At 61.9% G+C, this 14,462-nt stretch carries 8 protein-coding genes; 5 read left to right on the top strand and 3 right to left on the bottom strand.

From position 1 onward, the window contains the following. The first annotated feature begins 34 nt into the window (after window positions 1–34). Window positions 35–2,248, top strand: a complete 2,214-nt coding sequence (locus E9677_RS03855; RefSeq protein WP_136556746.1) for an FAD-dependent oxidoreductase — start codon at window positions 35–37, stop codon at window positions 2,246–2,248. A gap of 78 nt (window positions 2,249–2,326) precedes the next feature. Here E9677_RS03855 and E9677_RS03850 read toward each other — a convergent pair whose 3' ends face one another. Beyond that, window positions 2,327–3,358 (bottom strand): glycerophosphodiester phosphodiesterase family protein, encoded by a 1,032-nt coding sequence (locus E9677_RS03850; protein ID WP_136556745.1) that lies wholly within the window; start codon window positions 3,356–3,358, stop codon window positions 2,327–2,329. Between the two features lie 155 nt (window positions 3,359–3,513). Between E9677_RS03850 and E9677_RS03845 the strand changes: the two genes are divergently transcribed. After that, a complete protein-coding gene (locus tag E9677_RS03845; protein WP_136556744.1) occupies window positions 3,514–5,229 on the top strand; it encodes a GH32 C-terminal domain-containing protein in 1,716 nt (571 codons plus the stop codon). Between the two features lie 13 nt (window positions 5,230–5,242). Here the strand turns inward: E9677_RS03845 and E9677_RS03840 are convergent, their stop codons facing one another. Beyond that, entirely contained in the window at window positions 5,243–8,749 is a 3,507-nt protein-coding gene (locus E9677_RS03840) for a hybrid sensor histidine kinase/response regulator (protein ID WP_136556743.1), read from the bottom strand. Window positions 8,750–8,945: 196 nt separating this feature from the next. Between E9677_RS03840 and mscL the strand changes: the two genes are divergently transcribed. The 3 genes from mscL to galE all read left to right on the top strand — a co-directional run bounded on the left by mscL (window position 8,946) and on the right by galE (window position 11,879). Continuing rightward, window positions 8,946–9,371, top strand: a complete 426-nt coding sequence (gene mscL, locus E9677_RS03835) for a large conductance mechanosensitive channel protein MscL (RefSeq protein WP_136556742.1) — start codon at window positions 8,946–8,948, stop codon at window positions 9,369–9,371. 132 nt (window positions 9,372–9,503) lie between these two features. Then, window positions 9,504–10,673, top strand: coding sequence for a pyridoxal phosphate-dependent aminotransferase (locus E9677_RS03830; RefSeq protein WP_136556741.1), 1,170 nt, complete (start codon window positions 9,504–9,506; stop codon window positions 10,671–10,673). A gap of 174 nt (window positions 10,674–10,847) precedes the next feature. Then, entirely contained in the window at window positions 10,848–11,879 is a 1,032-nt protein-coding gene (gene galE / locus E9677_RS03825; protein WP_136556740.1) for a UDP-glucose 4-epimerase GalE, read from the top strand. Between the two features lie 295 nt (window positions 11,880–12,174). On the opposite strand, the gene katG is transcribed toward galE, so the two are convergent. Further along, entirely contained in the window at window positions 12,175–14,352 is a 2,178-nt protein-coding gene (katG, locus tag E9677_RS03820; protein WP_136556739.1) for a catalase/peroxidase HPI, read from the bottom strand. Window positions 14,353–14,462 lie beyond the last annotated feature (110 nt).

Raw genomic sequence — 14,462 nt, 5'->3', positions numbered from 1 at the left:
GCGACAAAAGATTTCAGGGAAGAGGAATCCCAACATGACCTACAAGAATTTTACCATCGAGACCGACGCAGACGGTATTGCCCTCGTCACCTGGGACATGCCCGACAAGTCGATGAACGTCTTCACCGTCGAGGTGATGGACGAGATCGAGAAGATCCTTGAGCAGACCGTCGCCGATGCCGACGTCAAGGGCGTGGTCTTCATCTCCGGCAAGTCGAGCTTCTCCGGCGGCGCCGATCTCACCATGATCAAGGGCATGTTCTCCATGCTCGAAGAGGAAAAGGCGAAGGACCCCGCCGCCGCCGTCAAGAAGCTGTTTGACGCTGCCGGTCGCATGACCTGGCTCTGGCGCAAGATCGAGACCAACGGCAAGCCGTGGGTTTCGGCGATCAACGGCACCTGCATGGGTGGCGCGACCGAGCTGTCGCTCGCCTGCCATGGCCGCGTGGCCTCAAACGCCAAGTCGGTCAAGATCGGCCTGCCGGAAGTCAAGGTTGGCATCTTCCCCGGCGCCGGCGGCACGCAGCGCGTCGCTCGTCTTGCCAACACGCAGGACGCCCTGCAGATGATGACCACGGGTCAGACGCTAACGGCAGCCCGCGCCAAGGCGATGAACCTGGTGCATCAGGTCGTCGAGCCCGGCGAACTGATCAACGCCGCAAAGCAGATGATCAAGGACGGGTTGAAGCCGGTCGCCCCCTGGGATGAAAAGGGCTTCAAGGTTCCCGGCGGCGGCATCTGGACGCCGGCGGCAGCCCAGCTCTGGCCTGCCGCCTCCGCCATTCTGCGCCGCGAAACCGCCGGCAACTATCCGGCAGCGCTCGCCATCCTGAAATGCGTCTACGAAGGCCTGCAGGTTCCCTTCGATACCGGCCTGAAGATCGAGCAGCGCTACTTCACCGAGATCCTGCAGACCACCGAAGCCTTCTCGATGATCCGCTCGCTCTTCGTCTCGATGCAGGAGCTCAACAAGGGCGCCCGTCGCCCCGCCGGTCAGCCGAAGTCCGAGATCAAGAAGGTCGGCGTCGTTGGCGCTGGCTTCATGGGCGCTTCGATCGCCTATGTGACGGCCGCAGCCGGCATCAATGTTGTGCTGATCGACCGTGACATGGAAGCCGCCGGCAAGGGCAAGACCCATTCGGAAGGTCTTGTTGCCGGTGCTGTCGGTAAAGGCAAGCTGACCAAGGACGAGGGTGAAAAGCTGCTCGCGCTGATCACGCCGTCTGACGATTACGGCACTCTCGCCGATGCCGACCTCGTCATCGAGGCCGTCTTCGAGGACCGCGACGTCAAGAAGGCCGTCATCGAAAAGGTCGAGGCCGTCCTGCCGGAAGGCGCGATCTTCGCCTCCAACACCTCGACGCTGCCGATCACCGGTCTCGCCGGAAACTCCAAGCGCCCGGTCGATTTTATCGGCATCCACTTCTTCTCGCCGGTCGAGAAGATGATGCTGACCGAAGTCATCCTCGGCAAGGCAACCGGCGACAAGGCGCTGGCCGTGGCCCTCGATTACGTCGCCGCGATCAAGAAGACCCCAATCGTCGTCAACGACACGCGCGGCTTCTTCGTCAACCGCTGCGTACTGCGCTACATGGCCGAGAGCTACAACATGCTCATCGAAGGCGTGCCGCCGGTCATGATCGAAAATGCCGCGAAGTTCGCCGGCATGCCGGTCGGGCCGCTGGCGCTGAACGACGAAGTGGCGATCGATCTGTCCTACAAGATCCTGAAGGCCACCGTCGCCGACCTCGGCGAAAAGGCCGTCGACCCGCGCCACATGGAGCTGGTCGCCCGCATGGTCGAGAAGGAAGAACGCTTCGGCCGCAAGAACGCCAAGGGCTTCTACGACTACCCGGCAAAGCCCGCCAAGAAGCACATCTGGCCGGGATTGAAGGATCTCCATCCGCAGCAGACGCCGGATGACGTCAACGTCAAGACGCTGCAGGAACGGTTCCTCGTCACCATCGCGCTCGAAGCCGCCCGCACCGTCGAGGAAGGCATCGTCACCGACACGCGCGAAGCCGATGTCGGCTCCATCCTCGGCTTCGGCTTTGCCCCTTACACCGGTGGTGCCCTGTCCTATATCGACGGCATGGGCGTGAAGACCTTCGTAAGCCTCTGCGAACGCCTCGCCAAGGATTACGGCGCTCACTTCACCCCGACGCCGTTGCTCAAGGACATGGCTGCCAAGGGCGAGACCTTCTACGGCCGCTTCGATCCCTATGGTGAGGCAGCCAAGGCGGCTTGATCAAAGTATCTGAATGAATTCAAAAAGGCGGCTTCGAGCCGCCTTTTCTGTCTTTGGCCAAAATGTTGATGGACCTGCTCAGTTCGTCAGGTCGTACGGACGCCGCAGTCCCTCGCGCTCGAGCCAGGCGATCACTGCTTCAGGCTCGTCCGTCTGGATGATGGTGACACCGCGGTCGACGAAGAAGCCCCAGACTTCCTCCGGACGCCCTGTCGCGAGTGCGAAATAGTCTCCGCGCCCACCGGCAACCATGCCCTCGGGACGGTCTGCTATGGGATAGGTGTTGATCCACAGATGCGTGTTGTTGCGGACGGCAGTGGCGCGGGCGAGCGGCGAGAGCAGGGGGCCGCCATTCGGGGTCAGCGGCTGAGCAGCGTCGCGGTACCAGTGGACGAGTTCAGCCGCCGGGGCGTCCAGCGCCGATTGCGTGCGGTCGATAAAGGACGGTTCCGTCACGGCATCATCGGCCAGAATCGGCATGAAGGCGACATCCGGTCCAATGGCGCGGCGGATGTCGCGGGCAAGCTGTAGCCGCTCCGCGTTCCAGACGGCGAGCTTGAGCAGCACGCCATCTGCCATGCCGAGGCTGCGAGCGAGATCGGTGACTTCGACGAGCGCCTCCGGCTCCAGCTTGTTGTCGATATTGATGAGGATGCGCCCACGCGCATGCAGCATCGCCTCTTCCAGCGTGAAGACATGCTCATCGGTAAGGATGCGCTGTCCTTCTAAAACCAGCTGACAAGGCCTCAATTCGGCGAGCGTCTGCTCTGCGACCTTGCCGCGACAGGTCGTGGTACGGTCAAGTGTTTCGTCATGCATGATGACCAGAACGCCGTCCTTGGAACGGCGGACGTCGAGCTCGACCATTTCCACACCTGTCGACACGGCATGATCGATCGCCGCGAAGGAGTTTTCGGCACGAACGGTGACGCCGTCTTTCTTCCAGCCGGCACGATGGGCCACGACCATGACATGATCACGGTTGAGGTTGGCCTGGGTCAGCCGTTCGTGAATGAGGGCCGCGCGATTGGATGGCGGAATGGGCGCCAGACTGGCAGCCCCGGTGACGAGGGTGAGCAGCAGTCCAAGGGCGGGAACGGCGAGACGCATGAGCAGGGCTCCGATCTTCTGTATCGTTCCCGCCGCAATAGGTGCGTCGGATGAAACTGCAGTGACGGTTTTCTGAAGCCTCTGTGACAGCTATGAATGGAACAGGCCCGCGCCTCCTCCCGTTGAGCGCTGGCGACGAGACGAAGGAGATGCGCATGACGACCGCCAACGGCATACCGGACGGCCACAGGGCCATTGACGTCGATCTACCAGTCAATGCCGTGCTGCATTTGTGGCTGAAGGCGGTGACACCGGATGAGTCCGGGGCTGTCTCCTTCTACAGCGTCAACGGCAAGTTCGGTGAAGTGCAGGCAGTCAATGCCGAGGAAAACTCCTTCCGCATCTACCAGGTCTTCGGCGGCGGAACGGTGACGCTGGCCTATGACATGGCGGCGACGTCGCTCTCTGTCGCCTATTGGTTCACGCCATCAGATGTGCTGGAGACGGGCATTACGGTGATCCATACCAACCCGGCCAACGAGCCACCAGACTTGCCCGACGGCTATCACTTCCGCCCGCCCTTCGGCTGGATGAACGACCCCAACGGCTTCGGCCGCTTCGGCGGACGACCCCATCTCTTCTACCAGCATTATTCGCATGGCCGGATCTGGAACAACATGCATTGGGGCCATGCCGTCTCCTCCGACTACCTGCGCTGGCGCCACTTGCCGGTTTTCCTCTTTCCCTCGGAGGAACTGAGTGTCAGGCCCGACAAGCGTGGTGGCGCCTTTTCGGGCTCGGCGATCGCGCGCCCCGATGGTCCGGGCATCAGGGTCTTCTTCACGGAAAAGATTGCCGACCGAACCCCGGAGCAGGAGATCCAGCTGACGGCCACCTCGACGGATCTTTTCAGTGCCGGCGCCGCCGAGGTCTTCCTGCCGCGGCGCCCCGATGGCGAAGGGCTCACCTTCGATTTCCGCGATCCCTACGTTTTTCGAGGGCCGGACGGGCTCTGGAAGATGCTGCTCGGCAGCCAGAGCGAAGGGGGCGGCGTCATCCTGCTCTATGAGACGGAAGACAATACGGCAGCTGGTGGTTGGACCTATGTCGGCAAACTCTACACAGAAACCCGCTTTGAGACCTCGGCGCTCGAATGCCCCTGCCTCTTGCCCATCGGCGGGGACTATCGCGACCCCGCAACCCGCTGGGCGCTGATCTACGGCCTGATGAATGGCGAGGACAAGGATACGGGCCGGCGCAACCTGACCATGATCGACATCGGCTGGTTCGATGGTCGAAGCTTCGCCAAATCCTTCGGGCGGGAACTCGATTTCGGCACGGACAATTATGCCTTCCAGGCGTTTGTCGACGGGGGAACGCCGGTTGGCATCGGCTGGCTCGGCAATTGGGCCGATACCGGACCCAGTATCGATTTTCCCTCGGCCATGACCCTGCCGCGCACCCTGGTTCTGGAGGGCGACACGCTGCTGACGCCGCCGATCGGTGCCGCCGAAAGCCTGCGCGCCCGCATGCTCGACAGAACGCGCTTGTCGAGCGGCCAGTCGGTTAGTCTTCCTACCGGGGCCGCCGAGATCGCCTTCGAACTCTCGGAAGCGGGAGGCGCGTTCCGGTTGGAATTCGATCACCCCGAAATCCGTCTCGCCATTGCTCAGCATGACGAGGGACTGGAGATCCTGCACGGTTATCTCGATCGTTCTGACGAACCGTCCGGACCGCGTTACATTGCAAAAGCTGCCGGCGCCCGCCGCCTGCGCATCTTCATCGATTACGGATCGCTCGAAATCTTCGTCGATGGCGGCAGGATTGCTGGGACCAAGAGGATAGCCGGTTTCGAGCCGGTGCGCGCAATCAGGCTCATCGCCGAACCGGGTGTCGTCAGCAATGCGACGGTCTGGTCACTGAGGCTCTGAAACACCTGCGGCTTCACTCTGCAGCAGCCCTGCGCTGCGACGAGATCTGGGTGATGAAGGCTCTGAGAGCCGCCGGCCTGACAGGTTTGTGCTGCAGCGTGATCGAGTGGCGTTCGGCCTCGGCCCGTACCTCGGCCGAACGATCGGCGGTGACGAGCAGGGCCGGCACGTCGGTCTTTGTCAGTGCCCGAAGTCTGAGGATCGCGCCGATGCCGCTTCCGTCGTCGAGGTGATAATCGGCGATGACGAGATCCGGCGCCTGGCCGGCCTTCAGCATGTCGTCCATCTCGCCGATCGAGCCCGCGCATTCGACGCTGCAGCCCCATCCGGAAATCAGGAGGTGCATGCCTTCGAGGATCTTCGGCTCGTTGTCGATGCACAGCACCCTGAAGCCTTGGAGGGAGGGCGTCGTACGGCTGCCTCCATCGAGCGGCACCACGCCCTTCGCGGCCGGCTTGGCGATGTCGAGCGGCATCACGACCTTGAAGGTCGTGCCCTTGCCGGGCTGGGACGAGAGTTCGACCGGATGCTGCAGAACTTTCGCAATGCGGTCGACGATCGAAAGGCCGAGCCCGAGACCGGAGGCCGTGCGCATGCCCTCCTCGAGACGGGCAAATTCCTTGAACACGGTGCGAAATTTGGAGGCTGGGATACCGATGCCGGAATCGGTCACCTGGATCACCACCTTGTCGGCCTGGCGCCGGGCGCCGACGACGACGCGACCAGACGGCGTATACTTGATCGCGTTGGAGACGAGGTTCTGCACCAGGCGGCGGAGCAGCGTCGGGTCGGAGCGCACCGATAGCGTCGTCGGCATGATGACGAGCTTCAGGTTCTTCTCCCGTGCGATCGGCGCAAAATCGGTTTCGATACGCTGCAACAGGCTACTCAGGGGCACGCTGGAGAAACGCGGCTTCATGGCGCCCGTATCGAGGCGCGAAATGTCGAGCACGGCGCCGAGAATGCTCTCGACCGATTCCAGGGCCGAGTCGATATTCTCGACCAGCGCGCTGTTTTCGGAAACGCCCAGACGCTCCACAAGCGAGGAGGAGTAGAGCCGGGCAGCATTGAGCGGCTGGAGGATGTCGTGGCCTGCCGCGGCGAAGAAGCGGGTCTTGCCGATATTGGCCTCGTCGGCTGCCGCCCGCGCCTCGGCCAGCGCGTGGTTCACGCGCGTGAGTTCGGCCGTACGTTCGCTGACGCGCTGCTCCAGCGTCTCGTTCGCCTGCTTCAGCGCTTGGTCGGCCTCCACGCGGGCGGTGATATCGCTGAAGGTCGCAACCAGACCCTTGTCCGGCATCAGGTTGCAGCGGACCTCGATGATCCGCTTGCCACCGCCCAGCACCATCTGGAATGGACTGTCGAACTGGTGGAAGCTGCGGATCATGGCTTGCATGTCACCGGATGGTACGTCACCCCGTTGTGCCAGCATGGCGATCATGTCGAGCAGCGGAAATCCGACCTGGCCGACATGTTCCGGGAGATCCAGCAGCGTGCGGAACCTCCGGTTCCAGATCGTCAGGCGATCGGACGCATCGAAGACCGCGATGCCCTGCTCCATCTGGGCGAGTGCCGTCTGCATCATGTCCTGATTGTACTGCAGAGCTTCCGAGGCCTGGTCGAGCAGCCAGACGGTATCGGCGGAAGGATCCTCCGCCTTTTGCAGGATGAGCGACAGCACGAGGCGCGCCGACGATGAGCCAATGGCGCTGCCGAGCAGCTGTTCGGAGAAGTGGATGAATGCCATGTCCGCGGGACTGTCATCCGCCAGCTTGCGGCCCACCGTCTGCTCGTAGGACCGGAAGGAGCGCTCCATGCGTTCGTTTCCGAGGTAACGTGCGATAGCTGCCTTGAGATCGCCGACTGCGACACTGGTCTTCCAACCGCGCGTGACGAAGTTCGAGCGCGGCTGCCGCTTGATGAAGATCGCCGACTGGATGCGTTCCACGGGACGGGGATTGCGGCTGAGCGAGCCGATGATGAAGGCGAGCGTGTTGATCAACAGGCTGAAGATCGTCGCGTTGACCAGGGGATCCGCATATTGCGGCTCGAACATCGAGAGCCCGGGCAGAAGGAAGCCGAGGACGGTGGACGCGATCCACGAATGGTCCTCGGTACCGAGACTGGGCAGGAACAGCAGGTAGGCCCAGACGAGGAAACCGGTCGTCAGGCCCGCAATGGCACCCCGCGCATTGGCCCGCCGCCAGATCAGCCCACCGAACATGACCGGCGCGATCTGGGCGATTGCAGTGAAAGACAGAAGGCCGATCTTGGCGAGCCCGGTCGTGTTGTCGGCTGAGCGGAAATAGACGTAGCCGAGCAGCAGGACGCCGAAGATCGCCGTGCGACGGATATGCAGCAACGTTTTGGCGAAATCCTCCCGCTGGCTCGGTCGGCCCAGGAGCTTCTGCCGCAGGAAGATCGGCAGGACCATGTCGTTCGAGACCATGATAGCAAGCGCGACTGAAGCCACGATGACCATGGCCGTGGCTGCCGAGAAACCACCGATGAAGGTGAGCAGCGAAACGAACCCCGATTCGGCCTGTAATGGCAGCGTGAGCACGTAGAGGTCGGCGTCGCCGGTCCCGCCAAACACAAGAATTCCGGCGATGGCGGCCGGCAGCACGAAGATGTTGATGGCGATCAGATAGATCGGCATCAGGATGCCGGCGAGCTTCAATTCGCGAGGCGTCCGGTTTTCCACCACGGTGACGTGGAACTGCCGCGGCAGCATGATGATGGCAAACGCCGAGAGCGCGATCAGGAGGATCCAGCGGCTGGCCGGTGTCTCATGGGTTAGCGCCGCCATGACGGCCGGGCTCTCGGTTGCCTTCTGCCAGAGATCGGCAGGTCCGTCGAACATCGTCCAGATGACGAAGATGCCGACGGTCCAGAAAGCAACCAGCTTGACCACGGACTCCATGGCGATGGCGAGTATCAGGCCGTCCTGGTGTTCGGTGGCATCGGTGTGGCGCGTTCCGAAGATCACGGCGAAACAGGCGAGCATGAAGGCGACGATCAGCGGCAGATCGATGAAATAGAGATTGCCTGTGCCGATCCCATAGGCCGTCGGGTCCATAACGGCCGCGACAGAGCTCGACACCGCTTTCAGCTGGAGCGCGATATAGGGAATGATGCCGACCAGATAAATTACCGTCACGAGCATGCCGACGATCGGGTTCTTGCCGTAGCGCGCCGCGACGAAGTCGGCCCCGGAGGTGATTTTTTCGGTCTTGGCGAGCTCGACGATCCGCCTGAGGATCGGCATGCCGAGCGTGTACATCAGAATCGGCCCGATATAGATCGCCATGAATTCAAGGCCGTGCTGCGCGCCCAGCCCGACCCCGCCGAAATAGGTCCAGGACGTGCAGTAGACCGCGAGGCTGAGGGCATAGACCACAGGCCGTCCACCGGCGGGAACGCCGTGCACACGGGTCTTGCGGTCGCCATAGCTGGCGACTGCAAACAGGAAAAGCAGGTAGCCTAGTGCCGACGCTACGATGATCCAGCCTGGGAACACCTTCTCCTCCTCGACATCCTCCGTCGGAACCTTAGGGCAAGTCTCGGCCTTTTGAAATCACTCGCGCCATTGACCTTAGTCGAAGCTGGAGAACGCGTTGTGCCGATTTACCATTTTCGAAAGCGTGAAGATTGATTAACCATAACGCGGGCGACCGTCGCCCGGCCGGGTCCGGACCATGAAGGAGCAGGGGATAATGCTACAGGAATTCAAGACATTCATCGCGCGCGGCAACGTCATGGACTTGGCGGTCGGCGTGATCATCGGCGGGGCCTTCGGCCTGATCGTCAACTCGCTGGTACAGGACATCGTGATGCCGATTGTCGGGGTCGTCTTCGGTGGCTTCGACTTCTCCAACTACTTCCTGCCGCTGAGCAGCAATGTCACGGCGAACTCGCTCGCTGCGGCCCGCGAGCAGGGCGCGGTCTTCGCCTATGGCAACTTCATCACGGTCGCCATCAACTTTCTGATCCTTGCCTGGATCATCTTCCTCATGGTCAAGGGCGTAAACACCTTGCGCAAGTCGATGGAGAAGGAAGAGCAGAAGGCCGAGGAAGCCGCTCCGCCGCCGGCCGACATCCAGCTCCTCACCGAGATCCGCGACCTCCTCAAGACCCGCTGAAACTTCGTTCCCCGCCTGTTTTGCGGACGGGGAACCCATCAACAGGATCGATCCTGCCCTCAAGGAATATCATGGGATTTTTGTCCATCGATCGGCTAGACAAGGCCCACTGATCGAAGGAGCGAAGATCCGATGACCTTGCTGGACAGCCTCAGCCCCCGCGCACTCGCCGCACCGGAAAGCGGTATCGTCGAGATCATAAACTATGCGCGGGGTCGCGACGGCCTTCTTCCACTCTGGGCGGGCGAGGGCGATCTGCCGACCCCCGACTTCATCAATCGCTCCGCGAGCGAAGCCTTGCTCGGAGGAGAGACCTTCTACACATGGCAGCGCGGCATTCCCGAACTCCGGCAGGCGCTCTCGCGTTATTATCAGCGCCACTTCGCAGTCCATCTACCAGTCGAGCATTTCTACGTAACGGCCTCTGGCATGCAGGCGATCGCGCTCGCCGTACAGGCTCTGACCTCGCCGGGTGACGAGATGATCTATCTCTCGCCCTGCTGGCCAAACATCGTCTCCGCAATAGACCTTGCCGGCGCGAAGTCGGTCTGCGTACCGCTGTCCTTCACCGATGGTCGCTGGGTCCTTGATCTGGATCGGCTGGAGAAGGCGATCACGCCAAAGACCAAGGCACTCTTCATCAATACGCCGTCCAATCCGACAGGCTGGACAGCGAGCCGCGAAGACCTGATAGCGATCCTCGAGATCGCCCGACGCCATGGCGTCTGGATTCTCGCCGACGAAATTTACGCACTCTATTATTATGGCGCCTCCGAGCGTGCGCCTTCCTTCCTTGACGTCATGGAGGAGGGCGACAAGGTGGTGTTTGCCAATTCCTTCTCAAAGAACTGGTCCATGACCGGCTGGCGCGTCGGCTGGATCGTCGCCCCGCCGGAGCTCGGCCAGGTCCTCGAAAATCTCATCCAGTATTCGACCTCTGGCGTTGCCCAGTTCATGCAGCGCGGTGCGGTCGTCGCTCTCGACCAGGGGGATGATTTCGTCCGCGAAAACATCGCGCGGGCGACCGCCTCGCGCGACATTCTCTGCGATGCCCTGATTGCCACCAACAGGGTCGAGACACTGAAGCCGGAAGGCGCGCTCTACGCTTTCCTGAAGATCGACGGCATCACCGACAGCCGACAGGCAGCACTCGACATCGTCGACAAGACCGGTGTCGGCCTGGCGCCGGGAACGGCGTTCGGCGAGGGAGGACTACCATTCCTTCGCGCCTGCTTCCTGCGCAATCCCGCCCACATTGCCGACGCCGCAGAGCGGCTCAGCAGCTACGTCAAGGCGCTTTGATCCCCTCGGACAAAGCGCGCGGCGGGTCTCTAAAATTTGAATGAAAAGGCACACGCTCGTTTAACAATGAAACCAATTAGGCGAGCCATTTCAGTAGCTTGTATCGTGCGTATAAGCACTCCGTAAGAAGCTCGTGCTTTCCTCCCCGTAACAAGAACAACGGGAAGAAAAGTTATGGCGATCTTGGTGACGGGTGGCGCCGGCTTCATCGGCAGCCACATGGTCTGGGCTCTCCTCGACGCTGGCGAGGATGTCGTCGTCGTTGATCGGCTGTCCACCGGTTTTCGCTGGGCCGTGGCGCCCGGCGCGCGTTTCTATCTGGGGGACATCGCCAAGCCGACTGTCCTCAAGCAGATTTTCGCCGAAAACGAGATCGAAGCGATCATCCATTTTGCCGGTTCGATCGTGGTGCCGGAATCGATCGCTGATCCGCTGACCTACTACGAGAACAACACCGAAAACACCCGACGTCTCCTGTCCGCCGCCGTGAAGGCCGGTATCGACAAGGTCATCTTTTCCTCGACGGCTGCAGTCTACGGATTGCCGGACAAGCCGCTGCCCGTGCGTGAGGATGCCCTGCTCAGACCGGAATCACCTTATGGGCAGTCGAAGCTGATGAGCGAGATGATGCTGCGTGACACGGCGCGCGCCCATGGTCTCTGCTATGTCGCGCTCCGCTATTTCAACGTGGCCGGCGCAGATGTGAAGGGCCGCGCCGGAAATTCGGCAGCCGGTGCTACGCATCTCCTCAAGGTCGCCTGCGAGGCCGCTCTCGGCAAGCGATCCTCCATGTCGGTCTATGGCACGGACTACGATACGCCTGATGGCACCGGTGTTCGGGATTACATCCACATCAACGATCTCGTCGATGCCCATCTACAGGCACTTCGCTATCTCAGAAAGGGTGGCGGCCCGCTGGTTGCGAATTGCGGTTACGGCAAGGGATACTCGGTCCTCGACATTGTCGAGGCTGTACGCCGCGCGACCAATGTCGATTTTAAGGTCGACTATGCCCCGCGCCGTCCGGGGGATGCATCCCTCGTGGTGGCCGACTCGACGCTGGCCAAACAGGTTCTCGGCTGGGTGCCACGATATGATGACCTCGGCGTCATCGTGGATACGGCCCTTTCATGGGAGCGCCGCCTCGATGAAATCGCCATGCCCAACATCAAGGATCTCCGCCGCAGGCTCGCCAGCGGTTTCTGAATACATGGTTCGTTGCGCCAGAGAGAGACGCCGCCCCGGCTTGCCGGGGCGGCGTTTTGTCAGGCGAATAGCGCTGTCCAAAGCAGCCTCCCATGGATGCGGGTAAGCTTGGCAGTTGCCGCTACGCACGGCGCGATCTGGCTCAGCGGTGCTGTACGGCGATCGTCCTCATTTTGCTCCGGCACACCCGCATTTTTTACGCTGACGAAGACGAAAAAAGCCGGAGATGCGGCGGCATCTCCGGCTTGCTCTGACGGTCGCGAGGCTCGGTGTGCGAGCCCTAGCGTCGCAAGGCTTAGGCTTCGAGATCGAAGCGGTCGGCGTTCATCACCTTGGTCCAGGCTGCGACGAAGTCGTGCACGAACTTCTCCTGGTTGTCGTCCTGGGCGTAGACTTCTGCATAGGCGCGAAGAACCGAGTTCGAACCGAACACCAGATCGGCGCGGGTCGCGGTGAACTTCTTCTCACCGGTCTTGCGGTCGCAGATGTCGTAGGAGTTCTTGCCCGTCGGCTTCCAGGTGAAGCCCATGTCGGTCAGGTTGACGAAGAAGTCGTTCGTCAATTGGCCTTCGCGGGTGGTGAACACGCCATGCTTGGTACCACCGTAGTTGGTGCCGAGCACGCGCAGGCCACCGAGAAGCACGGTCATTTCGGCACCCGTCAGACCCATCAGCTGTGCGCGGTCGAGCAGCATCTCTTCGGGGCTGACGACATAGTCCTTCTTGGTCCAGTTGCGGAAGCCATCGGCCAGCGGCTCGAGCGAGGCGAAGCTGGCTGCATCCGTCTGTTCGGCGGTGGCGTCACCACGACCGGCGGCGAACGGCACGGTCACGTCGTAACCGGCAGCCTTGGCAGCCATTTCAACCCCGACATTGCCGGCGAGAACGATGACGTCAGCGACGCTTGCGCCGAACTCCTCGGCAATCAGTTCGAAAACTGAGAGTACCTTGCCGAGACGGGCCGGCTCATTGCCTTCCCAGTCGCGCTGCGGGGCCAGACGAATGCGGGCACCGTTCGCACCGCCACGCATGTCGGACTGGCGATAGGTGCGGGCGCTGTCCCAGGCGGTGGCGACCAGTTCGGCGATCGACAGACCGGAAGCGGCGATCTTCGCCTTGACGGCGCCGACGTCGTAGTTGACAGCGCCAGCCGGGACCGGATCCTGCCAGATCAGCTCTTCGGTCGGGGCTTCCGGACCGATGTAGCGAACCTTCGGACCGAGATCGCGGTGGGTCAGCTTGAACCAGGCGCGGGCAAACGTGTCCTGGAAGTAGGCCGGATCCGCCATGAACTTTTCGCAGATGGCGCGGTAGGCCGGGTCGACCTTCATGGCCATGTCCGCATCGGTCATCATCGGCATGCGACGGATCGACGGGTCGGTCGCATCCACCGGCATGTGTTCTTCCTTGATGCCGATCGGCTGCCACTGCTGTGCACCAGCGGGGCTGTGCGTCAGTTCCCAGTCATAGCCGAACAGCAGTTCGAAATAGCCCATGTCGAAGACGGTCGGGTTGGCGGTCCATGCGCCTTCGATGCCCGAGGTGACAGCCAGGCTCGCCTTGCCGTTCTGGTTCGGGTTCATCCAGCCAAAGCCCTGGTTTTCCAGGTCGCCGGCTTCCGGCTCGACACCGAGTGCCTGCGCGTCGCCATTGCCGTGTGCCTTGCCGACGGTGTGACCACCAGCGGTCAGCGCTGCGGTTTCTTCGTCGTTCATCGCCATACGGGCGAAGGTCTCGCGCACCTGAGCGGCAGTCGCCATCGGATCCGGCTTGCCGTTCACGCCTTCCGGGTTCACGTAGATGAGACCCATCTGCACGGCGGCGAGCGGGTTTTCCATCGTATCAGGCTTGGTCACGTCTTCGTAGCGGCTGTCGGAGGGGGCAAGCCACTGCTTTTCTGCACCCCAGTAGACGTCCTTTTCCGGGCCCCAGATATCCGGGCGGCCGAAGGAGAAGCCGAAGGTCTTCAGGCCCATGTCTTCATAGGCAACGGTGCCAGCAAAGAGGATGAGGTCGGCCCAGGAGATCTTGTTGCCGTACTTCTTCTTCAGCGGCCACAGCAGGCGGCGCGCCTTGTCGAGGCTGGCATTATCAGGCCAGGAGTTGAGCGGAGCAAAACGGATATTGCCCGTGCCGCCGCCGCCACGGCCGTCGGCCAGGCGGTAGGAGCCGGCAGAGTGCCAGGCAAGACGGATCATCAGGCCGCCGTAGTGACCCCAGTCAGCCGGCCACCATTCCTGGCTGTCGCGCAGCAGGACCTTCATGTCGGCCTTCAGCGCTGCAGCGTCGAGCTGCTTAACGGCTTCACGGTAGTCGAAACCCTTGCCCATCGGGTCGGTCTTGGTGTCGTGCTGGTGCAGGATGTCGAGGTTCAGCGCATTCGGCCACCAGGCCATGACGGTCGCGCCGCTTTCCGTGTTCGAACCATGCATGACCGGACATTTGCCGGTGCCTTTGTTGCTCAGGGTATCCATTGTGTACCTCCTTGAAGAAACCGCTTTTCCAGGATCGAATTGCTGACACTCTCTTGAAGAGCACGTCCGCATCACAATCCGATGAACTGGCGACGGGACTTTGGACCGTC

The organism is Peteryoungia rhizophila (assembly GCF_004912145.1).
Classification (GTDB): Bacteria; Pseudomonadota; Alphaproteobacteria; order Rhizobiales; family Rhizobiaceae; genus Allorhizobium; species Allorhizobium rhizophilum.
Note: the sequence above shows the minus strand (reverse complement) of the source record. Positions and strands in the feature narration are given on the sequence as shown.